Origin of the sequence: Chryseobacterium indologenes (genome assembly GCA_016025055.1) — a bacterium.
GTDB classification, from domain to species: Bacteria; Bacteroidota; Bacteroidia; order Flavobacteriales; family Weeksellaceae; genus Chryseobacterium; species Chryseobacterium indologenes.
In genome coordinates this window covers 1,983,370-2,009,001 of record CP065590.1, presented here as the reverse complement: position 1 = coordinate 2,009,001, position 25,632 = coordinate 1,983,370, and the positions used below count along the sequence as shown (strand labels likewise).

Below are 25,632 nucleotides of genomic sequence, written 5' to 3'. Positions count from 1 at the left end.
GTTATATATTCTCAAAAATATCATGAAAAAAACATCATTTTTAGGAGGAATCAAGGAGAATTTCCCTTCTGGACTCGTTGTATTCTTAGTTGCACTTCCGTTGTGCTTAGGAATCGCCTTAGCATCCGGAGCACCACCGTTATCCGGTATTATTGCAGGGATTGTAGGAGGCCTTGTTGTAGGGTTTCTCAGCAATTCCAATATATCGGTTTCAGGACCTGCTGCAGGTCTTACCGCTATTGTGCTTACCGCCATTACTGATCTTGGAGCATTTGAACTTTTCCTTTGTGCCGGGATCATTGCAGGGCTTATTCAATTGGTTTTAGGGTTTGTAAAAGCTGGAAGTATTTCCAACTATTTCCCCAACAACGTGATTGAAGGAATGCTTGCTGCCATCGGTATCATTATTATTTTAAAACAGATTCCCCATGCATTAGGATACGACAAGGATCACGAAGGGCATGAAAGTCTTTTTGATAATGGGATCAATTTTAATTACTTCAATGAATTGCTGAACGATATACATCCGGGAGCTATCATTGTAACATTGGTCTCTGTAGGAATTCTTCTTGCGTGGGATAAAATCCCGGTTTTAAAAAGAATGAAAATGCTACCGGGTGCCTTAGTTGCCGTTGTTGCCGGAATTGTAATCAATGAACTTTTCAAAGCATCGGGAAGCTCTTTGGCTATCGCTAAAGAACATTTGGTATCCTTACCGGTTCCAAAATCGTTGGACGATTTTAAAAATCTGATTACCATGCCCGATTTCGGAGGATTTACCAATCCTAAGGTATGGATCGTAGGTGCAACTATCGCCATTGTAGCATCTATTGAGACTTTACTTTGTATTGAAGCATCAGACCGATTGGATAAACAAAGAAGGATCACAGACACTAACCTTGAACTTAAAGCTCAGGGAATCGGAAACCTGGTAAGTTCATTTATCGGAGGACTTCCAATGACATCTGTGGTGGTGAGAAGTTCTGCCAATGCCAATGCAGGGGCAACGACTAAAATGTCAGCGATGATCCATGGGGTACTTTTATTGGTATGTGTCCTTACCATTCCTGTTGTCTTAAATCTGATCCCGTTGGCAACCCTAGCCGCAGTTTTGATTTTGGTAGGATATAAATTGGCAAAACCGGCTACTTTCAAGCACTTCTGGCATCTTGGAAAATTCCAGTTTGTACCGTTTGTAGCCACTGTGGTGGCTGTGGTGGCAACCGACTTATTAAAAGGGGTGGGAATTGGTCTTGCGATCTCTATTTTCTACATCCTTCAGGGGAATATGAAAAGAGCTTATTATTTGAGCAGAGAAAAGCTGGATGATGCTGATGGTATCAATATCAAACTGGCCGAGGAAGTTTCATTTTTAAATAAGGCCGCAATCAAAAAGACTCTTAAAAATATCAAACCTAATTCTACAGTAACAATTGATGCGAGAGACACTTCTTATATTGCCACAGACGTTCTTGAGATGATTCAGGATTTTGCCAATATCCGCGCAAAAGAAGAAGACATCACCGTGGAACTTTTAGGCTTTAAAACATCATACAGAGACTACGAAAGAAGTCAGGATTCTCACATTTTAATTACTCATAAAAGAGCAATGTAAGCTCATTAAACATCAGTTATTTTTTTTAACTTTAAAATTCAAAACAATACAATTATATGAAAGCACATACATACGAAACTCAATCGACCATCACACCTGAAAAAGCATTAGAATTTTTGAAGGAAGGAAACCAAAGATTTGTCAACAACCTGAAAGCAAACAGAGACCTTCTGGAGCAGGTAAATGCTACGCGTGAAGGACAATGGCCTTTTGCTGTCGTGCTAAGCTGTATAGACAGCCGTACATCTGCAGAACTTATTTTTGACCAGGGATTGGGGGATGTTTTCAGTATCAGAATTGCCGGTAATTTCGTTAACCAGGATATTCTTGGTTCAATGGAATTCGGATGTAACGTTGCCGGTTCTAAACTTATCGTGGTTCTGGGCCATACTAAATGCGGGGCATTAAAAGGAGGTCTTGATGCAGCACAAATCGAAGGGATGGGAATGGATAACCTTAACCATCTGATCAATCATTTCAGCCCGATCATCGATGAAGTGATTGAAGGTAACGAGGAACGTTCATCAAAAAACAGCTCTCTTCTGGAAAGATTAAATCAGCAGAACGTAAGAAATGCGATTGAAGATATCCGTAAGCAAAGCTCAACGCTTAAGAACCTTGAAGATGAGGGCAAGATTAAGATCGTTGGAGCCAATTATGATGTAGAAACCGGTGCAGTAACCTGGTTATAAAATCTGCATTATCCCAATTCAGCTAGCTAGTACAAAAAATAATATAAAAGAGCTCCGGCTCTGACAACTTGATTGGAAATCAATTTTAAAGCGCAACAATAAGGCCATCGGAAATCCGATGGCCTTTATTTTTTGCTACATGATACACTTTATAAAAGTAAATAGTTAACCATAAAATATATTGAACCGGCAAAATGATCAATATATTTCAATTCAAGGACATTCATTTTTAATTAATGAAGATTAATTATACATTGCAATTGCTTTTTAAAGGAATATCTAGGTGCTGCTGGTGCAATTTGTGGATCTATAAGCCAGATTTCCAAAATATAAAAGCTGCTAAAATAGGTGCTCCGCAAGGAACAATTTTAAAAGGAGCTCCTATTGCCCAGGGAAGAAGTGCATGGACCCTGAACAATACTCCGAAAACAACCACAGTGGGGATAACACCAGTGAAAACAACTACTCTGAAAATTGGAGATATAGATTTTTGCGGTCGATGAAGTGGTTGGTTATGAGCTCACAAATGAAAAGCCGGTATGATGCTTTATCTTTTGATAAGTCCATGTCAGATGAGAAAAGGAAGGAACGATTACAGGAATTTTTTAATACTACTATCACACTATTTGTAAGTAACCTTATGACAAAATATAATATTATTGACTTAGAAAGCAAAGTAGAGATAATTCTTCTAACTGTTTTTCAAAATAATAACAAAATAAACACATATGATTTTTCCAAAAGCAAAAAAAATAGCCAAAGACCTTGGCTGGTACAAAACAGGCGATGGCGTATTCGGGCTTTATAAAGGTTACTTTTTTAATGTTTCAGATGCAAACCTGATAAGCAGCCCTCAATACAAATTTGTATCTGTGACAACAGGCAACCTGACAGAAGAAAAAAAGCTGCAGATCAACGTAGAGCTGGTCACCAATAAAAAGAGGTTAAAATTTACAAGTTTTGAAATTGGAGATACCTGTATTTTCTTCCGGTTTGCAGAAACCTTTATTTACACTAAGCTTAAGACTGTTTATGTTTTGTTTGACTTTTTAGTTGATCTCTTCAAAAAGCTCAATATACCGGAACAAAGCAAATGTCATAGCTGTGGAACAAATCAAAAAATCAATTATTATGACTCAAATGATAATGGCATCATACTTTGTGACACTTGCTTCCATGAGACCAATAATAAATTCTATGAAATTGAAAAGGAAAGAATTTCAAAAGAAAAAGATTATGTGACAGGATTATTTGGTGCCGTAATATTTTCAATTCCAGGTATTATACTTTGGGTCTTACTGGCCGTATATTTAGGAAGAATGGCCTCTGGAATGGCCTTTATTATTGCTTTTTCTGCTTTCCTAGGATATGGCATTTTAAAAGGGCGTGAAGGTGTATTAAAAAAGTATATCATTTTTCTGACAAACATGGTAAGCATCATTATTGCCAATACTATAACTGTAATTGCTTTACTGATAAAACAGGACGCCACTGTGAAGCAGGCAATATCAGAGCTACAAACCAATGAAGCAGTAAAAGAAGCATTTTACGCCAATATGGTACTTTCTTTTATATTGGCATCAGTCGCCTGGATTTGGATATTGTTTATCATGAAGGACAATACACTCACCATAAAAAAAGCGGATAAGTTTTAGAAGAAAAACATTGGATATAAACTTACAAAAGACACTGTGAACAGCAATTAATTATCATATTTTATAATTTTTAAAACATATTACATGAAAAAACTATTATTAAGCTTAAGTGTAGTGATCGGAACTATTTCGTTTGCTCAATCTGCAGACCGACCAAGATTTGGCATTAAAGCCGGAGGTAACCTTTCTAGTTTTACTGGAGGTGATTCAAAATCTAAAATCGGATATTATGCTGGGGCTTTTGTTAATGTCCCTTTATCTGAGGCATTCAGTATTCAACCCGAAATTGTTTACAGCCAACAGGGTGCAAAAGCAAAAGACGATTATGAAATGGCAACTTATACAATAAAGAATATGCAGCAAACTCTTGGTTATATCAATGTTCCTGTAATGCTTCAATATAATGCCACACCGGAATTTTATCTGGAAGCCGGCCCCGAATTTGGACTTCTTATAAGCGCTCAGGCGAAAGTAGATATTAATGGCAGTACATATAAGGCTGATAATAAAGATAGTATGAAAAGCTTTAATTTTGGTGCCGGGATAGGATTAGGATATAAATTTACACCTAACTTAGGAGTGAATGCCAGGTATATTGCCGGCATAACTAAAATTTTAAAAAATAACTTTGGAGATTCTTCCAAAAATACTAATTTCCAGCTTGGTGTAAATTATTATTTTTAAAAAGAATTAGATATCTTCTTAAGCATATGAAATAAATGACTGCCTTGTTTTTAAGGCAGTCATTTATTCTATAAACTATATGGTAATTGCAGTTTTTCCCTTCTGAAATTATTTCCCGTTAAAAGCAGACATTGTATTATTAATTCCTGCGAAAACAAAAGAAAGGCTGGCTTTCGCAAAAGTTTCAATTCTTTCGGGAAGTTTTTCAGTTTCTTCCTCATTCCATACTCCCAATACATAATCGACCTGACGACCCGCAGAAAAGTCAGCAGAAATGCCAAAGCGCAGCCTTGCATAATTTTGGGTCTGCAATACTTCGTTAATATTTTTCAGTCCGTTATGTCCGGCATCAGAACCTTTTCCTTTCATTCTCAATGTTCCGAAGGGAAGTGCCAGATCATCTGTTACGATCAGTACATTCTCCAAAGGAATATTTTCTTTCTGCATCCAGTATCTCACGGCATTTCCGGAAAGGTTCATATAGGTGTCAGGTTTAAGGACAAAAACTTTTCTGCCTTTGTGTTTGCCTTCTGCCATCCAGCCAAAATTTGCAGTATTGAATGATACTTCCAATGATTCAGCTATTTTTTCTGCTACTTTAAAACCTATATTGTGTCGTGTATTTTCATATTCTGAGCCTTTGTTTCCAAGCCCAACTATTAAATATTTCATCAGAAATTTTTTGCAAAATTAAGGGATAAAAAATAAAAAACTCAATCTTCAGCAGATTGAGTTTAAATATTCTTTAAAAAGGATTTTACTGTGGTTTGTAAATGTAGTTGATACCATATCCTTTCGTCATGTATGTCTGGGGATCATAAACATAGTTCGTACTCTTTACAATAGGAGTAGGAATAGGCGGTGTAAGATCTGTTACAGACCATCGCTTAGGATTGTTTGGTGAAAGAATCAGGCTTTCTTTATCATTAATTACGGTTGACAGAAGCCTTGAAAGTTTATATGCATGTGGCAACAGTGTAAAAGGGCTGATCTGGTCATCATAAGCATAGTATTCATAACTGTATTTTCTATTGGGAGCACCAAATACATCTCCTGCTCCTATAGGTCCGTAATATCTTATTACTTTAGACACATTGTCTCCTACATAGGTATATTTAGTCCTTGAATAAGCCGTAAATGCAAAAGTGGTTCCGGCAGCATCAGGGCCATTTCTCATGATGATAGAATCCAGCTTGGCTGTACTTGCATTGTAGTATACATTATATAGAATCTTCTCCTTTCTGAACAGAGTCTGTGGTCCCGGTGTGGTAGCAGGCGGAACAGGCGGCGGTCTTCGGAAAATAGAACGGTTTTCGGAAATTTTATCAATTTTGTTATTGTTTGTGTACGTAAACAGCTGCGTATAGGATACACTATCTTTATCCAGCTTTCCGTTTCCATCCAGATCCAAAAAGCCATTAAAATTAATCTGGCTGATTTTATCACCGCTGTACATAATATCTGTAACTGATGCACTGTCTGTAATCACTTTATTGACCAAAAGCCCGCTGTAAAAGTATTCAGCAATGGTATCTTTATCTGTAATTTCTCTGTATAATGCTCTGGGGCCCGAAAGACCTCCTGTATTATTCAGATCCAACAATGGATTTCCTTCTTCGTCCAGTAAACTTTTGCATGAATGTATTGAGGAAAAGCCTGCTATTATTAAAATAAAATAGAAAATTTGTTTCATTTCCTGGTAATTGATTATTTTTTTGACAAATATAATTTTTTTTGTTTTAAAATTATATGATTATTTATATTCCAATAAAATCAATAATGAGAGTCTCCTAAAAATTTTTATAGGTATATGCTACTTTCTGATTTTTTTCAACCGTCGGATATCCCTGATTATCATAGCTGTAACTTTGGGCAGTGTTTACCGTAGGTTTTGAAGGTATTTCAATATACATCGATGTCGGATTATTAGGAGATGCTCTGTAGAAATTAACAGGATCGATCAGACTTCGGATAATAGAAAATGTTTTTGGAAGTGTAGAAAAAGGACTTTTATTGTTATCATAGTTCTGGAAGTTATACTTGGACTGCACTGCTGTTCCCATATTAGGGTTGCCATTGATATCCAATATCCCTTTTGAACAGATTGCCTGAAAGATATTTTCCCCGTTATAGTTGAAAGCATATTCAATGAATTTATTATAAGCACTTATTCCTCCTTCTTTTCTTTTCTCAAGAATTTTAGTTAATTTTCCGTTAGCCGGGTCATAGGTAAAGGCATAATCACTGATATACGAAAGCCCCGGATTGGGATTCGTGGCAATACCTGTCGCATTGTAAATCTTTCCCTTGCTATCCGGAGTAATATCAAAGACATACTTGAAGCTGGCGGATGATGAACTCACAAAGCTTATCGTTTTAACATCTTTCTTTTTATTGTCAGCCCCCAAAGTATACGACAGGGTCGCAGTATAACTAGCTCCATTAGCCGTAGATGCTTCATCTTTAAAAACAGCCTGCTCCAAAATCCCTTCAGTACTTATATATTCTTCCTGGACAACAGCATTCACAGAAATCTTTTCTAAAATCTTCGGAGGTGGTACTCCCGGATCCGGATTAGAGCCAGATTCTGTAGGGTCTGCGGTAGTATTACATGATGCCAGTATACCCATCAAAGCAATCCCGGCAAGCATTTTAAGAAAATAGTTTTTCGCCATAGAAAATTAGTTTTAACATCTTCAAATATAATTCAATTTTCGATAAAACCGATTAATTTTTGCAGACAAATTCACAATGAATAGCCATAATAAACAAAAAAATCTAAAAACATAACGTTTCCAGATTCTTTTTATTGTTGTATGATAAAAATTAATACGGTTGCAATACGGATATTGTAAGAACAGATTGAGACATATCTCCGTTAAGGAACGTTGTTTCAACTGCTCTTCCTATTCCCAGTGTATTGGTACTGATTGTTCTTTTGATACAGGCCACTTTCACTGCATACTTGTTTTTAGGGGTAAGGTTTGCTAAGGTTGCATTAAGGTTAAAAATTTTATAAGCTCCTTTTTCCCCCAGCAAGACATCTGTTCTTACGGCTCTTAGCAAATCATCTACAAAGACACCACAGGCAAAACTCGCTGCATCCGTTTCGGTTTTCTGAACAGTTGTCTGAAATGAAAAAGTAACCTTATTATTGGCATTAGTCACAGAAAAAGTATCGGAATTTCCCGGCAGTACACTCCATCCATTAATAGAATCTCCATCGTTATAAGGAACCGCACTCCCATTTCCGGTGAAAGATACTCCTGTCTGGTCTGATGTTGTATTGATTGAAAATAAAGACATACTTCCCTGTCCGTCAGCAATTTTAATGTTTTTCCAATCATTGGCAGCCATCTCGGAATTATTGTGAAAAATATCGCCTGCATTTCCGGCCGATCCCTTCAGTATATCAGTACCGGCAGTTCTCAGCTCTTTTCTTACATTTAAGTCACCATTGATGTCCAGCGTATTTACAGGGTTTGCTGTATTAATTCCCACTTGAGCAGTCATCAATCCGACAATCAATAAGAACTGAATAAAAAATATTTTTTTCATAATTGTTTAATTTATAATCGGGTTAAATACTTGTGGCACTTCATACACATCTACTTTTAAAGATGACTGGGCAATAAAGTCATTAATGTTGGTATTCGTATTCCTTCCGATTGCCAGTTTTTTAGAGGTATCACCGTATGAAGCAAGTCTTGAGCATGCTACACTTACCGTATGATTTCCTTTGGAGAGGTTGGCTACAATTCCGATCTGATTATGGGTAAGAAAAGGAAATTGCGAATTGATCGCCTTTAAATTCCTTTGTCTCATATTGATCAGCTTATCATCCACAAAAATTCCGCAGGCATAATCTATCGAAGTATCGGTAGTACCGTTCGAGGTAAAATTAGCCTGAACTACTGTTTCAAACTGAAAATAGGCTTTGCTTTCTGTACTGAAGACACTGATCGTCTGGGAAAGACCATCAATTTTCTTAAACCCTTTCAGCGTACTGATATCAGCTCCTTTACTAAAAGCTTCTGCTTTCGAGGTAGTCATATTCGGCTGTTCCGAAGTTAAAAACTCAATCCCGGTTTTGTCTGAAAAAGAATTGTTGAAGATTAAGTAAAATTTGTTCGGCTCATATTCTGGAATACGAAGGGTCTTCCAGATAGGCGGATAGCCTGCCCCCTGAGAAACCAATAATTGATCATTATTTCCTTCTGACAGGGTATTTGCTGTAACATCCAATACAGCTATTTTTTTTCTTAAGGTAATATCTCCGTTGACATCAAGTTTTGCCTTTGGCGAATCTGTATTTATTCCTACTTGAGCAGATAGCATCAATCCCGAACCAAGAAGTAAGGTTGATAATATATTTTTCATCACTTGATTAATTGGATTTATAGGTTACGTATTCTATAACGTCTATCTTCATCGTAGACTCAAGGGTAAATGCATTAGAAGCCCCGTTTGAGCTTGCAACATCACGCCCGATAGCAAACTGAGAACCCGAGTTTGAGGTGGTTATTTTTCTGCAGGCAATTTCAAGCTTCTGGACACCAACCGGAACATTCAGCTCGGTATAGTTAAGTGTAAAAATATAATCCTGCAGGCCTCCCTTTTCAGAATTATTATTGGAGGCCACCCTGTCCGGGCGCACTGCAACCAATTTTCCGTTTCTGAAAACACCACATGCGAATCTCACATTATCTGAAATTGTAGAAGTAGGAGCTTTCATTTCAACTCCTGTCTGAAACTGATAAGTAAGTCTGTTTCTTCCGTTCTTAATGGTAAAAGTTGTTTCCAGGCCTCCGATTTTTGCCCACTTACCTTTTGTAGCATCCGTGATATCGTCCCCCACACTATTCTTATATACATTATCACCTGCTACCCCATTGGAAAGCGATGCAATACCTATCTGATCTGATGACAAATACGAATTGATCAATTTGTACTGTCCCTCTTCCATAAAGGAAACATTCAAGGATTTCCATACAGGAGCTTTACCTTCTCCCTGGGAAACCAGAACCTGACCGTTCAAGCCTGCACTTCCGGCTTGGGTAGAGGTTCCGCCTACTCTAAGTTCTTTTCTTAAGGTGGTCTTTCCGTTCACATCGAGAACAGACTTAGGTTTTGTAGTCCCGATTCCCACCTGTGCGTGGGCATAGAAAGATACAAATCCAGCCGCGCAACAAAATATAATTTTTCTCATAATAAGGACTGCAAATGTACAAATTAGAAATCGAAAAAATTCCAGTTATACATCCTAAACCTATAGAAATAAACACATTACAGCATAGAATTAATCACATAAAAAAGTAGAATTATTACTACATAACTCTACTTTTAATTTCTGTTTAAAATATAAATACGCTCCAAACCCTTTCTGTACAGCAGATTGCCGGGTGTTTTTAATCATTACAAGGTGATTTTCACCCTGTTAAAACTGCGTTAATTCTCTTGGGGTTGAATAGTAAAGGAGATAAAAATGATAATAATCACAAAAAAACATATAAAAACTTAAGTTTTTATATGTTTATAGGAAATTTTAAATTGTATTTTAAAAATAATTTATTGATGTTCAATTATAGCTTTCAATAATACATTGACCTCATCAACGTTTTTAAGTCTCTCCTTTCTCATCATCAGCTGATTGCCTTCTTTACCGGATTTTTCTTTAAGCTGTGCTTCTGCAGGGTTTTTTGTCAAATAACTGATGATATGCCTGAATCTATCGGTTTGATAGAACTTATCCTGAGGATTGCCTGGGAAATACCCTAGAAAGACTCCGTTTTTCATCACAATTTTTTCAAAGCCGATATCGGCTGCCAGCCATTTTAAAGAAACACTTTTTAAGAGATTTACAGCTTCGTTGGGTAACGCCCCGAAACGGTCAATTAATTCAAGCTCAAACTGATGAAGATCTTTTTCATTAGTAATCTCTGACAGCTTCTGATAGAGAAGTAGCCTTTCTTCCGTATTGGAAATATATGAATCCGGCAGCATCAATTCTAAATCAGTATCAATATTGACATCTTTTACGGATTTGAATAATTTTTGCCTGTCTTCTTCATTTTCAAACAAGCTTTCAAAGTCTGCGTCGTCTTGCAGTTCTTCCAATGCTTCCTGCATCAGTTTCTGATAGGTTTCAAAGCCCATTTCATTGATAAAACCACTTTGCTCAGCGCCCAGCAAATCACCGGCACCACGGATTTCAAGATCTTTCATTGCAATCTGGAAACCACTTCCTAAATCTGAAAACTGTTCAATAGCTTCCAGACGTTTTCTTGCATCAGAAGTCATCATATCATACGGAGGTGTGATCAGGTAGCAAAAAGCTTTTCTGTTGCTACGCCCTACTCTTCCTCTCATCTGATGAAGGTCTGCCATACCGAATCTTTGCGCATCATTGATGAATATCGTGTTGGCATTGGGAACGTCTACCCCACTTTCAACAATTGTGGTAGATACAAGAACGTCATATTTGCCTTCCATAAAATCCAGAACATTCTTTTCCAGTTGTTTCCCTTCCATCTGACCGTGTCCGGTAATGACCCTGGCATCAGGAACTAATCTCTGGATGAGCCCCGCAATATCCTTAAGGTTTTCAATTCTGTTATTGATAAAATACACCTGCCCATCTCTCTGAAGCTCGTACGAAACCGCATCACGAAGTGTTTCTTCATTAAAATCGATCAATTGAGTATCAACAGGTTGCCTGTTGGGAGGTGGTGTTTTGATCACAGACAGGTCTCGTGCGGCCATTAATGAAAACTGCAGAGTTCTAGGTATAGGTGTTGCTGTGAGCGTAAGAGTGTCAACATTATTTTTTAAGGTTTTCAGTTTATCCTTTACAGACACCCCAAATTTATGTTCCTCATCAATAATCAATAATCCCAGATCTTTAAACTTGACAGAGCTGCTGGCCAATTGATGGGTTCCTATAATGATATCTACCTTACCGTTTTTCAGGGCTTCTAATGTTTCAGATTTTTGCTTAGCTGTTCTGAACCTGTTTACATAAGCAACATTGACAGGGAAGTCTTTAAGTCTTTCTTTAAAACTTCTGTAATGCTGAAATGCTAAAATGGTCGTAGGAACCAATACTGCTACTTGCTTTCCGTCTGTTGCTGCTTTAAAAGCGGCCCGAATTGCAACTTCCGTTTTACCAAAACCTACATCTCCACACACCAGTCTATCCATCACGGTATCTGCTTCCATATCTTTTTTCACATCTATGGTAGCCTTTTCCTGATCGGGAGTATCTTCGTAAATAAAGCTTGCTTCCAGCTCATTTTGCAGATAAGAATCCGGAGTGTAGGCAAAACCTTTAGCGGTCTTTCTTTCAGCATAGAGTCTGATAAGGTCAAAAGCAATCTGTTTTACTTTTGCTTTTGTCTTTTGTTTTAAAGATTTCCAGGTAGGAGATCCAAGTTTACTCAGTACAATTTCCCGTCCTTCCGGACCATTGTATTTTGAGATCTTATGCAATGAATGAATACTTACATATAATAAGTCCCCGTTTTTATAGGTCAGCTTAAAACACTCCTGAATTTTGCCGTCATTATTTACTTTTACCAGCCCCATAAACTTCCCGATCCCATGATCGATGTGAGCAATATAGTCTCCGATCTTCAGAGACATTAGGTCTTTCAAAGTAAGTTGCTCTGATTTGGCAAAAGTATTTTTTGCTTTATACCTCTGATACCGGTCAAAGATCTGGTGATCCGTATATACCAGTATTTTATGCCCGTTATCTACGAAGCCTTCGTGTAGTTCAGATTTAAAGCTTTTAAAAGGAAGCTCATGTTCCAGTTCTTCAAAGATCGATTCGAGTCTTTCTTTTTGTTTCTCTGTGGAAAATGAAATCCAGGTATCAAACCCGTTCTTCTGCTTTTCTTCGATATCTTCAATCAGAAGTTCAAAATTTTTATGGAAAGAAGGCTGTGGAAGCTGATCCATCTTAATTTCAACAAGTTCTTTTAAGCCCTCAATGGCAACATTACCAAAATCGATCGTTTTGAATTTTTTGTAATCAAACAGGAATTCCTGATCTGAAATAAAAAGTTCCTGGGGAGTTCTGTGGGCAATATCTTTACTTAATGTTTCATACTTTTCAAGGGACTTCTCATAGAATGTTCTGATTTTCTGCATTCCGATCATCCCGTTCTTAGAGACCACATAGCTTTCATCGGATAACAGCTGTAATAATGAAACCCTGCTTCCCGTCACTGAAAAGTTCATATTCGAGACCAACTGAAAATCCTTCACCTTATCTACGGAAAGCTGTGTTTCGATATCAAAGGTTTTAATGCTTTCAACTTCGTTTCCAAAAAATGTAATTCTGTAAGGTTTTTCATGGGAATAAGAGAAGACGTCTACGATTCCTCCTCTTACGGAAAATTCTCCGGGTTCGGATACAAAATCAGATTGTTGAAAATGATAATGATTCAGTAATTCATCAACAAAATCAAAATCCAACTGATCTCCCACCTTAATATGATGTGATATTGCCTTAAAATCTTCTTTCTTCAATACTTTTTCAGACAGCGCTCCTGCATAGGCAACAATAACTTTCGGAGATCTCCCGGAATTGATTTTATTGAGAACTTCAGTCCTTAAAACCAAATTAGCATTTTGCGTCTTTTCTACCTGATAGGGTTCAAGATGGGTTGCCGGAAAGTAGAGAACTTTTTCTTTTCCAAGCAGATCCTCCATTTCAGTATTAGCATACAACGCATCTTCCTTATCATCAACAAGATAAAGGATGTTTTTCTTCTGAACCAGAAAAAGTTCTGCTATAAATATAGAAATTGAAGATCCTGCACTTCCTTTCACAGTAATATGCGGATTGTTTTCTAAGCGGGTGAAGATTTCTTTTCCAAATTCCTTTTGCATGAGATCCGGAAGAAACTTTTCGTTGATGGATTTTAACTGCATAAATAGTAATTGTATAAACGACAAAAGCGATTCCGGGAGTTTTCCGGAACCGTTTTCATGTTATAACAAAGGTACGGATAATTTTTTTTCAATGAAAAACAGAAACTTAATCAAAGGAAATCTTAATTTTTCACCAATTTATTTAACAGCAAGTTAAAATAATCCTAATTTTTAGAGATGGCACAGTGTTTGGGAATGTTTTCCTACCAAACAATTAAAGTATAGTATTATGAAAAAAGCAATTAGAATCTTAGGACTTTTTATGCTGGTCTTTGCAGCAGTATCATTCTCGTCGTGCAGCAAAGATGATGATCCCACAAACAACGACTTTTTTGCAGGGACGTATAAAGGAAAAGTTTCCTACAACGATGGCGGATCTACCAATATCAGTAATGATAACGGAAGTGTATTTGTAACAAAAATCGCCAGTGGAACTAAGTACAATTTTTCATTTTCAAACAGTATTCCAGACCTTAACGGAATTGAATTTGAGCAAAAAGGTGATCACACTCTGGTCATGGTAGGATCTTCTGCAACGTCTTATATCAGAATTGATAACAGTGAATTGAAAATCCTATACCTGAAAGATGGTAAAACATGGACAGCCAACTGTACCCGATAAAAATTAATAAAATTTATATAAAAAAGCCTGTTTTCCTTAAAACAGGCTTTCTTTTATATTAAAAATGCTTTAATCTTTTTTTAAGCTCTGATAAACTTTAGTTAAGTTCAGAAATACAAATTTTCTAGCCTGCTTTTTGTATATCTTTATTCAACAAAAACAAACAGTATTTTCTATGAAAAAATTATTATCTGCAATGTCATTAATCTTAGGATTAGGCCTTGCAACTGCCCAGCAGACTGCTCCCACTACCAGTGCCAAAGCTCCTCAAACCGTAAAATCAACCAAACCGGCTGAGATGAAAACTGCAAAACCGGCAGACGTAAAAACGGTAAAGCAGGCACCAACTACACCACCCGCTGCAAAAATGAAAAAAGACGGTACGCCGGACAAGAGATATAAAGCAAACAAACATTTAAAAAAAGACGGTACTCCTGATAAAAGGTATAAGGCCAACAAATAAGCATAACTTAACATATAGTTGTTATTTTCATAATCAAATTTCGATAAACCGGTGAACTCATTCATCGGTTTTTTCATTGGTAATATTTAATGAATTTTATAGCGAAAGAAAGTTTATCCAATAAGAGGTTCTGAAATCCTTCGTATTGTAGCTTTCTCAATGTGATAAAACAATGTCGTGCAGATTTTCATTGTTTTTTTATGTCAAGCCTCATAAAAATGATTTCATATTCTTTACTTATTTATAAATTTGAAGCATGTTAAACTTCTTCAAGAAAAATGCAGCGCGTATCTGGGCAAAAAAGCATGTTCAGAATGCCGAGAAATTCAAGAAAAATGCTGAAAAAGATCAGGAGGAATTATTATTTTCTCTTGTGAATACGGCTCAAAAAACACTTTTTGGGCGAGAACATGATTTTGAGAATATACATTCTGTAGAAGAATTTCAGCAGCGGGTACCCGTTTCGGATTATGAAGATCTTAAACCTTATATTGAGAGAATAAAAAAAGGACAGTCTCATATTCTCTGGACAGATACCCCCGAATATTTTGCAAAGACTTCGGGAACTACATCCGGCTCAAAATATATTCCCATTTCTAAAGAGGCCATGCCTTTTCAGATCGCCGGGGCGCAAAGTGCTCTTTTCCATTATATCAGTAAGAAAAATAATGCTGATTTTGTGAACGGAAAAATGATTTTTCTACAGGGGAGTCCGGAACTGGAAGAAGTTTTTGGCATAAAAACCGGCAGGCTTTCCGGAATTGTGGCCCATCATATTCCTAATTACCTCCAAAAAAACCGGCTGCCAAGCTGGGAGACGAATATTATGGAAGACTGGGAACATAAGGTAGACAAGATTATCGAGGAAACAGAGAACGAGGACATGACTCTTATTTCAGGGATTCCACCATGGCTGATCATGTATTTTGAAAAATTGACGGAAAGACATGGAAAAAAGATCAAACAATTGTTTCCCCATCTTCAGCTTATTGTGACCGGAGGTGTAAATTATGAGCCTTATCGTGATAAAATGGAAGATCTTTTGGGAGGACAGGTAGATATCATTCAGACCTTTCCTGCTTCTGAAGGCTTTTTCGCATTTCAGGATGATTATACAAAAGAAGGATTGCTACTGCTTACCAATCACGGTATTTTTTATGAATTTATTCCGTTGGACGAATATGGTAAGCCTGGTGCCCGAAGACTTACTTTAAAAGATATTGAACTGAATAAGGATTACGCTTTAATCCTTACGACCAATTCAGGTTTATGGGCGTATTCTATAGGAGATGTAGTTCGATTTATCAGCAAAGATCCGTACAGGGTTTTGGTAAGTGGCCGGACCAAACATTTCACATCTGCTTTCGGAGAGCACGTTATTGCTTTTGAAGTAGAGGAAGCTATAAAAGCTAGTCTTGAAAAATATCCGGCTCAGATCGCAGAATTCCACCTTGCTCCACAGGTAAACCCGAAGGAAGGGCTTCCTTATCATGAATGGCTGATTGAATTTGAAAAGATGCCTGAGGATTTAGAAGTATTCAGGAATGAACTTGACCTGCAGCTGAGAGCCCGGAATACCTATTATGACGATCTGATTTCGGGAAATATTCTTCAAAAGCTACACATTACAACGCTCCAAAAGAACGCCTTCCATGAGTACGCTAAGTCTCAGGGAAAGCTGGGAGGGCAAAATAAAACACCCAGATTGGCGAATGACAGAAAAATTGCAGATTTATTAGAAATTTTTAAAATTTAGAGCGATATTTTTCAATTCCAAAAAACGTATATTCGAAAAAAATTATAAATTTGAAAAACTAAACAAAAGTAATGAAAGCATCTGTACTGTTAAAATCATCTTTATTAACTTCTTTATTTGTCATCTCATCGTGTGCAACTACAAAATACAGCGAGGATATTTCAAAGAATAATTATTCTAACCTGGAAGCAGGAAAAATCTATAAGGTTACCATGAGAGATGGCTCTCCTAAACAAAAAATTCTTTTCAGGAATATGGTAGGTGACAATCTTGTAGGTACAGCGGGTAAAAAAGACAGTACGGAAGTCATCATTCCTAAAGCTAATGTTGCGGCGGTAAAAGACAGCAGAAAAGCAAGAATAGCTACAGGTGCCACCATTATTGGGGCAGCGGGTGTTGCAGCCATTATCATCAGTGCTTCAAGAGCAGACTAAAATAGATTTTATCTTTTGAACAATATTTAATATATCTTTCAAAAGTTGTCATATGAATAGCCCTAAATAAAATTTTAGGGCTATTTTTGTTCATGATTTCCTTTACCCCGTTACAGACCTTACAAAATGTTGAGTTCAGGAATCTTCTTACCGGAAGATTTTTTATTGTTTTAGCTTTCAGAATGCTTGCCACATTATTGGGATGGTGGGTGTATCAATTAACAAAAGATCCTTTTTCAATTGGGCTTATCGGGCTTTCAGAGGTAATTCCTGCAGTGAGTTGTGCGTTGTATGCCGGTCATGTGATAGATATGAATGAAAAAAAGCGATTGTTGCTCATCTGTAATTATGCTTATATTTTTCTGATCGGACTCCTCCTCATTCCGGCATTCCTGGATGTGGAAATGCACTTTACAGGACATCAGATTACGTATTTTATTTATGGTGTTATATTTTTCACAGGGATTGCCAGGGCTTTTATAGGACCTATTGTTCCCTCGATGATTCCTAAAATTGTAAAAAAGGAAAATTTACCCAATGCGGTGACTCTTAATCAGGCTACATTCCTTATATCGTCAGTGTGCGGACATGCTATTGGAGGTCTTTTAATAGGATATTTCGGAGTAAAATGGACCCTGGTCGTTATTCTATCTCTGATATTTATTGCTTCTCTATTTTTCTGGCAGCTTAAAAAACAGTATTCAGAATATAAAAAAGAAATGGTAAATGTTGTAGACAGCATGCGTGAGGGAATAACCTATATTTTTAAAACCAAGGAAATTTTGGGTGCATTGTGTCTCGATATGTTTGCTGTACTTTTCGGAGGTGCCGTTGCAATGATCCCTGTATTTGCCACAGATATACTCAACGCAGGTGCCGAAGGATTTGGTCTTCTGAATGCAGCCTCTGACATTGGCTCTATGTGTATTATTACTTTGCTGTCTATTGTTCCTTTGCGTAAAAACCAGGGAAAAATACTTCTTATAGTTGTTACCGGTTTTGGACTGTGCATTATCGGATTCGGACTTTCTAAATTGTATTGGCTGAGCTTTATGTTTCTGGTGATGAGCGGAATGCTTGATGGTATTTCGGTGGTAATCAGAGGAACTATCGTGCAATTGAAAACACCGGATCACATCCGTGGTCGGGTGCTGAGTGTGAATTCAATATTCATCATGTCCAGCAATGAGATGGGGCAGTTTGAGAGCGGGCTTATGGCCAAGCTGCTTGGGGTTGTACGATCTGTAGTTTTTGGCGGAACGATGACCGTTTTAATTGCTTTACTTGTAGGAAGCACCAATCCTAAGCTCAGAAAAATGCAATACTAATTACGGTTTAACATTTCAATATTTAAAGTCAATTGGTACGCGCGCTCTATTAAATTTTAATTTTTTAACTTATTGAATATTTTTTCATTCAATAATACAAAAACATTCCGCGATGGCAATTTCACTCTGATATCTGCGACTTTCACGAGCTACAACAATAATAATTACAGTCGCCACAACAATGACAGCATCAATGATTTTATAGATTATTCAGCCCTGTAAGACAAGCAAAACTGAGTAGTAAATATCTACAACAGGTACGGCTTAAGATTTATCAAAGTGACAAATCCACAGATTACAGACGGGATGGTATCCAATCCGGCAAAAAAAGCTGCTACTGGTAGGCCCTCACCTGGAAAAGTAGTAAGATCAATACACCTTTTAAATACTCGCCTTGGATTTTATTAAAAAACAAAGAATGAATCATTCATTTTTAGTGTAATCGTTTGTTTAGTTCCATTTTATGCTTGGAGAAGAATTTTTTCTGCTCTGAGTTTTTTGCCAATAAAAACTTCAGAAAAGTCTATAATAAATATGGCGTGAGATATAACAAATCTTCAAAATCAGCGTTTATAAGAAAGTAATCAAAAATAAAAATCATCAAATACATTATTGCATAACAACCCCCTGGTTTCTTTAAATATATCTCAAAATCTTTAATTTAACGTTAATAATTTTTTATATTTGCTATATAAAATATCCCCTTATGAATAAAACTTTACTAATTCTATTCTCACTTATAACATGTTTTTGGATAAAGGCTCAGACTTTTACAGACAAGACTTTATCACAGGCTGTTTTACAGCTGAACAACGCGAAAACAACTACCGAGTTTGATACCCTTTTCAATAAATTTTCAAATGTAAAGACTACTGAAAAATGGCAGGCCAACTACTATGCAGCAGTTACTTTATATCTTAAAAATGAAATGCAGCTAAAGAAAACATCGGGACAAAACCTGGATGAATCTAATTCTCTTGCCAGAAAACTGGCTATATCAGCATCAACATCACAGCGCGAAAATCCTGAAATCACCACCTTAATAGGTTTAATTTACTTCCAGAAAATGCAGCTGAGCAAGTCTCAGGATGTACAGAAGGACGGAGATGTCATTGCAAAAATCATTGCAAAAGTTGAAAAAACCTCCCCTGACAATCCAAGGGTAAACATTTTGAAAGCAAAACTAAAAGAAAAATCGGGCGATAAAACAGAAGCAGATTTGTTGGCTAAAAAGGCATTACAAACACTTGAAAGCCAAAATCCTTCAGAAGCCGCTTCTCCAACATGGGGAAAATCACTCCTTCAATAATTAAATAACCTGAGGATAAAAATTAAAACTGTTAAAAAAAATGAAAAAATTTCTACTGATTTTTCTAACCATAATCACTCAGATGCTTTGTGCACAACAGGATTGTATGACCGCAATTCCTGTATGTAGTGATGCTGATATTTCTCTCAAACCGAATGGCTGGGGAACTATTCACGAAGGAGAGGTTGGTTGCTTAGGAACAAGGGGAGAGAGTAATTCAATCTGGCTGACTTTCAGTATCGAAACTGCCGGAACCTTGACATTTGTTGTTACCCCTACGGGCCCTACCGCCATAGATATCGACTATGATTTCGCACTATACGGACCTAATCATGACTGTGCCAATTTAACTGCAGCCCCGTTGAGATGTTCGTATGCTTCACCTAACTGGGGAGCTATAAGCCCGACCGGTCTGGATATGACTTCGGTAGACCTTTCAGAAGACAGCTCAGGCGACGGCTTTGTAAAGTATTTAGATGTGCTTCCTGGACAAGTTTACCATTTGCTGCTTAATAACTACTCAGATGAAGTTTCACCATTTACTTTAACATTCGGGGGAACAGCTAAGCTTCTGACACCATTCGATCACAACTCATCTCATATTTACCAGCCCAATCCGTTTTTACGACCTGGCCCTACCCAAAATGGGGAAATTCCTGTCTGCGGAAGTATCGTAAATTATGACTTTTCAACACTTTCAGCACAAATTTTAAATGCAAACCCTAATTTCATCGTAAAATATTATGCCAGCAGTGCTGATTCTTCAAATGATGCCAATGCCATCACTACACCTACCAATATCAATGTAGCGACTACATATTATTATGCGATCAGCTATGTAGATCCTAATAGTCCTTCGAGTTTCTTAAATCAATGTAGAGAATTCGGACAAATAAAATTTCTGGATAAATCCTTTACTCTGAATCCTGCAACACTTACTTCATGTAGCAATAATAATTCAGGGACCGCTTTATATGATCTTTCAACAGCTACGGTAGGAGCAGATCCGACTCATGTATTAAAGTACTATCCATCTATGTATGACCTTAATAACGGGACTAACGAGATCACAAATCCTTACCAATATTATTCGGCTGAGGGATCAGCGTTCGTAAAAGCAACAAACGAGTTTGGTTGTTTTGCTACGGCGGAAATTACTTTAAAATTCTATCCATTGGTGACGGTACGTGATGCTGAACTGACTACCTGCTTTCTGGAAAATAATCCGTCAACCGGTTTGTTCAATCTGAACAATGCACAGGTAACGGACGCATCAGGTACTCTAAGCAAAAAGTTCTTCCCATCATTGCTGGATGCCATAGATTCAACCAATGAAATCCTCAATTTCACCAACTACATCGCTCCCAACGGAGTTGTATATGTAAGGGTTTTTGATAGCAGAGGATGTTATTCGGTTGCAAAAATCACTTTAAAAGTAACTCCTCCTGTAAGATCCGAAGTTCTGAAAGATAAGATTATTTGTATAGAAGATAAAACCACCCTGGATGCAGGCCCTGGATTTAAAAGTTACGAATGGAGTACGGGAGCCACCACGCAGGTGATCAATAACGTAGGAGTAGGAACGTATTGGGTAAAACTGAAAACCGGAGAATGCACCACTACCCAAACAGTCAAAGTATATCCTTCCGAACAACCGGTCATCAGCAATGTTGATATTTCAAACAATACTTTAACGGTAAATGTAATCGGAGGAACACCGGAATATCAGTATTCAATGGACAATATAACCTGGCAAACCTCCAATGTATTCTCGAATATTGCAAGAGGAAGCTATAAGCTTTATGTAAAAGATGCGTATGATTGTGATCCGATTGTAATCACTGTACTTGTTCCGAACCTGATCAACGTGATCACTCCGAATGGAGATGGCGTAAATGACACCATAGATTACTCAGCAATTGCAGATAAGCAAAATCTTGTATTGACTGTTTTTGACAGATACGGTGCTAAAATTCATCAGGCCGATAAATCAAACGGCTATAAATGGGATGGAACAATTGCCGGTAAAAAAATACCGACAGGAACCTATTGGTATTCCCTGACCTGGAATGAAAACGACAAGAAAAATACGGCCTTTAAGTTTTCGGGCTGGGTACTTGTAAAAAACAGAGAATAAGGATATCATAATGTAAAGCCGCTCATGGCGGCTTTTACTCTTTAAAAAATAATAAAAGTTATTCGTAAATTTTGTTTCACAAAAAATCATTTTAACAATGAAAAAAATACTACTCTTTTTAATTTTATTAATAACTCAGGCAGTCTATTCACAGTCAGACTGTATTTCAGCTATTCCCATTTGTGGTAATTCTGATATTTCATACAACCCGGCCGGCCATGGTGATGTTATAGAAATCCTTAAGCAAAACGGAGGATGTCTGAATTCCAATGAAAATTTATCCGTATGGTATACATTTACGGCAGCAACATCAGGAACCCTTGCCTTCACCATCAAACCTAATCAACAGTCGGATGATTATGATTTTGCCGTTTACGGACCTACCACCAACGGCTGTACAGGCCTGATGCAGGATCCTGCACAAAATATTTTCAAGCAACCCATCAGATGTAACTTCTCAGGTGCTTCCGGAGATACAGGACTGGACATCAATATGGCACCGCCTGCTGTATTCCCAACCTTTCCTCCCAACAATACTGCTGACATGAACAACGGTACCAAGTGGAGCCCTTATATGAATGTAACAGCAGGTGAAACCTACTATCTGATTATTGACAACTATCGTAGTACAGCTAAAGGTTTCTCTATGATCTGGTCCGGTACTGCAAGTTTAAGTTCCGCATTTAACGATCCGGTTCTTGCTCCATATCCGTTTATTACACCAGGAGTACCAGCAGCAAATCCTACAGACCCAAGTCAGGTTATGGTTTGCGGGCTCCCTACACAATTTAATTTCTCCACACTTACCGGAGCTATCATCAATGGAAACAGCGCCAACTTCAGTGTAAGCTACCACAGCAATACCAATGATGTACTAACGGGAAGCAACCCTCTTGGAATTGAAACGGTAAACGGAACTACCACATATTATTACAGAGTCGTATATCACGATCCTGCCAATCCTAATAATCCGATTAACGGATGTTTTATTACCGGAAAATTCAAATTTGTTGATGCGAGCATCACGGCGAATACCGCTACTTTATATTCATGTAATAATAACGGAGAAGGTAAAGCTCAGTTTGACTTGACAACGGCTAATGTATTTGGCGGTCCGGGAGCTATTATTAAATACTACCCTACCCAGGCTGACATGAACGCAGAGACCAATGAGATTACCAATCCTACCAACTACGTTTCGCCTGAAGCAACAGTGTATGTGAAAGTAACTTCTAATTTCGGATGTAAGGCTACTACAACAATCAGATTACTGTTTTTCCCGACCGTTGATTTAACAGACGCTGTCATTGAAAACTGTTATATTGAAAACGATATCACCCGTTCAACATTTGATCTTACAAAGGCTTCAATCGGACTTCCAAACCCGGTTCCTGCCAATACGGTCATCAAATATTACAAGACATTGGGAGATGCTAAAAACCAGACTAACCCTATTTTAAATCCTTCAGCTTATGTTTCTGAAAATACAATAGTATATGTAAGGGTTGAAAATGATAAACATTGCTACTCGATCTCCAAAATCACTTTAAAGGTTCTGCCACCGGTAAAATCAAGTGTTTTAAAAGATAAAATTATCTGTGCCGAAAACAGAACAACACTGGATGCGGGACCTGGATTCGTAAGCTACGAATGGAGTACGGGAGCAACGACTCAGTCTATCAGCAATGTGGGAATAGGTGCATATTGGGTAAAACTTCAGACCGGAAAATGTTTCACCGTACAGGAAGTACATGTACGCGCAAGCCTGCAGCCGGTGATTACTTCAATAGACATCACCAATAACAACATTACCGTGACTGCTACGGGAGGAGTGCCACCTTACAAATACTCTGTGGACGGTGTTACATGGCAGGATTCCAACTCATTCACAGGGCTTCCGAGAGGTGAAAACACAGTCTATGTAAAAGATACATACAACTGTAATCCGATCCAGATAACCGTTACCGTTCCAAACCTGATCAATGCGATTACACCCAACGGAGATAACATTAATGATTATATAGATTATTCTGCATTAGCCTATAAGAAAAATCTGATATTCACAGTTTATGACAGATATGGAAACAAACTGTATGAAGCCAACAAAACAAGAAACTTCACATGGGACGGAACCGCATCCGGCAAAAAAATAGTAACAGGAACCTACTGGTATACAATCTCCTGGAACGAAAATGATAAAAATAACACCGAGACAAAATATTCAGGATGGATATTGGTAAAAAATAAAGAATAATTGTATATCTTAATATGATAAAAAAATCACCCCGACCCGGGGTGATTTTTTTATCAACAAAAGCAATCGCCTGCTGACAGCATTTTCAGAAAGACTGCTAATAATTTGTTGAATACTATTTTTTATTATTTTTTTAAATAAACTATCTTTGCATCATGGCGCAGAAAGAAACATTATCATCCCTGACACACGGAAACTTTGCAAAAGAATTGTCTATTGCGGATGGAAAAATGCCTCCCAATGCAGTGGATTTTGAAAGGCTTGTTATAGGAACTTTTTTGATTGACAAAAAAGGTCTCGACCATTCTATTGACCTCCTTACCCCGGAAGTATTTTATGACCCCAGACACCAATGCATCTTTTCTACCATTCTAAAGCTTTATGAAGGGAATCATCCGGTAGATTTAATGACGGTGATCCAGGATTTAAAGAAAAATGACAAGCTAAGCCAGGCAGGAGGCGATCATTACATCATCGACCTGACCATGGGAGTAAGTTCATCTGCCCATATAGAATATCACGTTCGTGTTATTCTTGAAAAATATATTTTAAGAAGTCTCATTAATGTTTCAGCCAATGTGATCGATTCCTCTTACAAAGAATCTACAGATGTTTTCGAACTTCTGGATAAGGCTGAACAGTCATTTTTTGAAATCACCAACGGAACGATTAAGAAGGGATTCGATACAGCCAATTCATTGGTAAAACAGGCTATCGATACAATCAAGTCTTTAAAGGACAAGCAAGGACTTTCAGGAGTTCCATCAGGTTTCAGGGATGTGGATAAAGAAACCGGTGGCTGGCAGAATTCTGACCTCATCATTATCGCAGCCCGTCCCGCAATGGGAAAAACCGCTTTCCTTCTTTCGATGGCAAGAAATATTGCCGTAGGTCACAAAATCCCAATGGCCCTTTTCTCTCTCGAGATGGCATCTGTACAGCTTATCACCAGGATGATTGCTTCTGAAACAAGAATCTCGTCGGAGAAACTTAGAAAGGGTACTCTTGATGATGAAGAATGGCAGCGATTGTTTTCTAACGTTTCTGAACTGGAAAATGCTCCTTTGTACATTGATGAAACTCCCTCTCTCTCTATATTCGACTTCCGTGCAAAGTGTCGACGACTCGTTATGCAACATGGAGTAAGACTGATCATGGTCGATTATCTTCAGCTGATGACCGCAGGGAGCAGCGGAAAAGGAGTTGGAAACCGTGAACAGGAAATTTCAATGATTTCACGTTCATTAAAAGCTATTGCGAAAGAACTGAATGTACCGGTTATTGCACTTTCCCAGCTTTCCCGTAGTGTGGAAACACGTCCCGGCAAAAGACCTCAGCTTTCGGACCTTAGGGAATCCGGAGCAATTGAGCAGGATGCCGATATCGTATCTTTTATTTTCAGACCTGAATATTACAAAATCACAGTTTGGGATAATGATGAGGAAGGCCAGGAAACTTCTACAGAAAACCAGGCTGAGCTTATTATTGCCAAGCACAGGAATGGTGCTACTGCAGATGTGAGATTGTCATTCTTGAAGCATTTTGCAAAGTTTGGAGATATTGAAGCCGCTCTTGATGGGAGTGCCGGAGGTGGCTATCCTTCCAACTTTGGTGAACCAAGTGGTTTTGATAAAATTAAAACAACCATTCAGCCGGGTGCTGCATTTGACCTTCCGGACAGCTCAAAACTTTCAGGGTCATCAATGAATGACTTTGACGATGATGATGACTTTCCGTTTTAATCCG

21 protein-coding genes are annotated in these 25,632 nt (G+C 37.7%); 14 read left to right on the top strand and 7 right to left on the bottom strand.

The features are described 5' to 3' along the window. Positions 1-22 precede the first annotated feature (22 nt). The 5 genes from H3Z85_09065 to H3Z85_09045 all read left to right on the top strand — a co-directional run bounded on the left by H3Z85_09065 (position 23) and on the right by H3Z85_09045 (position 4,646). Entirely contained in the window at positions 23-1,615 is a 1,593-nt protein-coding gene (locus tag H3Z85_09065; protein ID QPQ53453.1) for a SulP family inorganic anion transporter, read from the top strand. 56 nt (positions 1,616-1,671) lie between these two features. Next, positions 1,672-2,307 carry a carbonic anhydrase gene (locus H3Z85_09060; protein QPQ53452.1) on the top strand — a complete coding sequence of 212 codons (636 nt, stop codon included), beginning with the start codon at positions 1,672-1,674 and terminating at the stop codon, positions 2,305-2,307. Between the two features lie 299 nt (positions 2,308-2,606). Further along, positions 2,607-2,810, top strand: a complete 204-nt coding sequence (locus H3Z85_09055) for a hypothetical protein (protein ID QPQ53451.1) — start codon at positions 2,607-2,609, stop codon at positions 2,808-2,810. Positions 2,811-3,035: 225 nt separating this feature from the next. After that, positions 3,036-3,962: a hypothetical protein gene (locus tag H3Z85_09050; GenBank protein ID QPQ53450.1), complete on the top strand. Its 927-nt coding sequence runs from the start codon at positions 3,036-3,038 to the stop codon at positions 3,960-3,962. 84 nt (positions 3,963-4,046) lie between these two features. Beyond that, on the top strand, positions 4,047-4,646 hold the full coding sequence (locus H3Z85_09045; GenBank protein QPQ53449.1) for a PorT family protein: 600 nt from the start codon (positions 4,047-4,049) through the stop codon (positions 4,644-4,646). Between the two features lie 108 nt (positions 4,647-4,754). Here the strand turns inward: H3Z85_09045 and H3Z85_09040 are convergent, their stop codons facing one another. The 7 genes from H3Z85_09040 to mfd all read right to left on the bottom strand — a co-directional run bounded on the left by H3Z85_09040 (position 4,755) and on the right by mfd (position 13,583). Next, on the bottom strand, positions 4,755-5,318 hold the full coding sequence (locus H3Z85_09040) for an aminoacyl-tRNA hydrolase (protein ID QPQ53448.1): 564 nt from the start codon (positions 5,316-5,318) through the stop codon (positions 4,755-4,757). A gap of 85 nt (positions 5,319-5,403) precedes the next feature. Further along, positions 5,404-6,339, bottom strand: a complete 936-nt coding sequence (locus H3Z85_09035) for a hypothetical protein (GenBank protein QPQ53447.1) — start codon at positions 6,337-6,339, stop codon at positions 5,404-5,406. A 97-nt stretch (positions 6,340-6,436) separates the two neighbouring features. After that, on the bottom strand, positions 6,437-7,321 hold the full coding sequence (locus H3Z85_09030; GenBank protein QPQ53446.1) for a hypothetical protein: 885 nt from the start codon (positions 7,319-7,321) through the stop codon (positions 6,437-6,439). 151 nt (positions 7,322-7,472) lie between these two features. Continuing rightward, positions 7,473-8,204 carry a hypothetical protein gene (locus H3Z85_09025; GenBank protein QPQ53445.1) on the bottom strand — a complete coding sequence of 244 codons (732 nt, stop codon included), beginning with the start codon at positions 8,202-8,204 and terminating at the stop codon, positions 7,473-7,475. A 6-nt stretch (positions 8,205-8,210) separates the two neighbouring features. Next, on the bottom strand, positions 8,211-9,026 hold the full coding sequence (locus tag H3Z85_09020; GenBank protein ID QPQ53444.1) for a hypothetical protein: 816 nt from the start codon (positions 9,024-9,026) through the stop codon (positions 8,211-8,213). A gap of 7 nt (positions 9,027-9,033) precedes the next feature. Beyond that, positions 9,034-9,855, bottom strand: coding sequence for a hypothetical protein (locus H3Z85_09015; GenBank protein ID QPQ53443.1), 822 nt, complete (start codon positions 9,853-9,855; stop codon positions 9,034-9,036). A gap of 359 nt (positions 9,856-10,214) precedes the next feature. Further along, positions 10,215-13,583, bottom strand: coding sequence for a transcription-repair coupling factor (mfd, locus tag H3Z85_09010; GenBank protein ID QPQ53442.1), 3,369 nt, complete (start codon positions 13,581-13,583; stop codon positions 10,215-10,217). A gap of 229 nt (positions 13,584-13,812) precedes the next feature. Here mfd and H3Z85_09005 point away from each other — a divergent pair, with 229 nt between their 5' ends. The 9 genes from H3Z85_09005 (at position 13,813) to dnaB (ending at position 25,628) form a co-directional block, all read left to right on the top strand. After that, positions 13,813-14,205: a hypothetical protein gene (locus H3Z85_09005; GenBank protein QPQ53441.1), complete on the top strand. Its 393-nt coding sequence runs from the start codon at positions 13,813-13,815 to the stop codon at positions 14,203-14,205. A gap of 175 nt (positions 14,206-14,380) precedes the next feature. Continuing rightward, on the top strand, positions 14,381-14,668 hold the full coding sequence (locus H3Z85_09000) for a hypothetical protein (protein ID QPQ53440.1): 288 nt from the start codon (positions 14,381-14,383) through the stop codon (positions 14,666-14,668). Positions 14,669-14,924: 256 nt separating this feature from the next. Continuing rightward, the gene (locus H3Z85_08995) at positions 14,925-16,424 is read left to right on the top strand and encodes a GH3 auxin-responsive promoter family protein (protein QPQ53439.1); all 1,500 of its coding nucleotides are present in this window, start codon (positions 14,925-14,927) and stop codon (positions 16,422-16,424) included. A 71-nt stretch (positions 16,425-16,495) separates the two neighbouring features. Beyond that, on the top strand, positions 16,496-16,858 hold the full coding sequence (locus H3Z85_08990) for a hypothetical protein (GenBank protein QPQ53438.1): 363 nt from the start codon (positions 16,496-16,498) through the stop codon (positions 16,856-16,858). Between the two features lie 92 nt (positions 16,859-16,950). After that, positions 16,951-18,186 (top strand): MFS transporter, encoded by a 1,236-nt coding sequence (locus H3Z85_08985; GenBank protein QPQ53437.1) that lies wholly within the window; start codon positions 16,951-16,953, stop codon positions 18,184-18,186. A 706-nt stretch (positions 18,187-18,892) separates the two neighbouring features. Then, entirely contained in the window at positions 18,893-19,495 is a 603-nt protein-coding gene (locus H3Z85_08980) for a hypothetical protein (GenBank protein QPQ53436.1), read from the top strand. A gap of 40 nt (positions 19,496-19,535) precedes the next feature. Beyond that, on the top strand, positions 19,536-21,632 hold the full coding sequence (locus H3Z85_08975) for a T9SS C-terminal target domain-containing protein (GenBank protein QPQ53435.1): 2,097 nt from the start codon (positions 19,536-19,538) through the stop codon (positions 21,630-21,632). A gap of 97 nt (positions 21,633-21,729) precedes the next feature. Then, positions 21,730-23,886 (top strand): T9SS C-terminal target domain-containing protein, encoded by a 2,157-nt coding sequence (locus H3Z85_08970; protein QPQ53434.1) that lies wholly within the window; start codon positions 21,730-21,732, stop codon positions 23,884-23,886. Positions 23,887-24,041: 155 nt separating this feature from the next. Continuing rightward, complete coding sequence (gene dnaB / locus H3Z85_08965) at positions 24,042-25,628, top strand: replicative DNA helicase (protein QPQ53433.1); 1,587 nt, start codon at positions 24,042-24,044, stop codon at positions 25,626-25,628. The last annotated feature ends 4 nt before the right edge of the window (positions 25,629-25,632 follow it).

What these genes read in the sequence shown, in the direction of transcription:
- H3Z85_09065 (QPQ53453.1), top strand. Translation starts at nt 23, where the DNA reads ATGAAAAAAACATCATTTTTAGGAGGAATCAAGGAGAATTTCCCTTCT.
- H3Z85_09060 (QPQ53452.1), top strand. Translation starts at nt 1,672, where the DNA reads ATGAAAGCACATACATACGAAACTCAATCGACCATCACACCTGAAAAA.
- H3Z85_09050 (QPQ53450.1), top strand. Translation starts at nt 3,036, where the DNA reads ATGATTTTTCCAAAAGCAAAAAAAATAGCCAAAGACCTTGGCTGGTAC.
- H3Z85_09045 (QPQ53449.1), top strand. Translation starts at nt 4,047, where the DNA reads ATGAAAAAACTATTATTAAGCTTAAGTGTAGTGATCGGAACTATTTCG.
- H3Z85_09040 (QPQ53448.1), bottom strand. Translation starts at nt 5,318, where the DNA reads ATGAAATATTTAATAGTTGGGCTTGGAAACAAAGGCTCAGAATATGAA.
- H3Z85_09035 (QPQ53447.1), bottom strand. Translation starts at nt 6,339, where the DNA reads ATGAAACAAATTTTCTATTTTATTTTAATAATAGCAGGCTTTTCCTCA.
- H3Z85_09030 (QPQ53446.1), bottom strand. Translation starts at nt 7,321, where the DNA reads ATGGCGAAAAACTATTTTCTTAAAATGCTTGCCGGGATTGCTTTGATG.
- H3Z85_09025 (QPQ53445.1), bottom strand. Translation starts at nt 8,204, where the DNA reads ATGAAAAAAATATTTTTTATTCAGTTCTTATTGATTGTCGGATTGATG.
- H3Z85_09020 (QPQ53444.1), bottom strand. Translation starts at nt 9,026, where the DNA reads ATGAAAAATATATTATCAACCTTACTTCTTGGTTCGGGATTGATGCTA.
- H3Z85_09015 (QPQ53443.1), bottom strand. Translation starts at nt 9,855, where the DNA reads ATGAGAAAAATTATATTTTGTTGCGCGGCTGGATTTGTATCTTTCTAT.
- mfd (QPQ53442.1), bottom strand. Translation starts at nt 13,583, where the DNA reads ATGCAGTTAAAATCCATCAACGAAAAGTTTCTTCCGGATCTCATGCAA.
- H3Z85_09005 (QPQ53441.1), top strand. Translation starts at nt 13,813, where the DNA reads ATGAAAAAAGCAATTAGAATCTTAGGACTTTTTATGCTGGTCTTTGCA.
- H3Z85_09000 (QPQ53440.1), top strand. Translation starts at nt 14,381, where the DNA reads ATGAAAAAATTATTATCTGCAATGTCATTAATCTTAGGATTAGGCCTT.
- H3Z85_08995 (QPQ53439.1), top strand. Translation starts at nt 14,925, where the DNA reads ATGTTAAACTTCTTCAAGAAAAATGCAGCGCGTATCTGGGCAAAAAAG.
- H3Z85_08990 (QPQ53438.1), top strand. Translation starts at nt 16,496, where the DNA reads ATGAAAGCATCTGTACTGTTAAAATCATCTTTATTAACTTCTTTATTT.
- H3Z85_08985 (QPQ53437.1), top strand. Translation starts at nt 16,951, where the DNA reads ATGATTTCCTTTACCCCGTTACAGACCTTACAAAATGTTGAGTTCAGG.
- H3Z85_08980 (QPQ53436.1), top strand. Translation starts at nt 18,893, where the DNA reads ATGAATAAAACTTTACTAATTCTATTCTCACTTATAACATGTTTTTGG.
- H3Z85_08975 (QPQ53435.1), top strand. Translation starts at nt 19,536, where the DNA reads ATGAAAAAATTTCTACTGATTTTTCTAACCATAATCACTCAGATGCTT.
- H3Z85_08970 (QPQ53434.1), top strand. Translation starts at nt 21,730, where the DNA reads ATGAAAAAAATACTACTCTTTTTAATTTTATTAATAACTCAGGCAGTC.
- dnaB (QPQ53433.1), top strand. Translation starts at nt 24,042, where the DNA reads ATGGCGCAGAAAGAAACATTATCATCCCTGACACACGGAAACTTTGCA.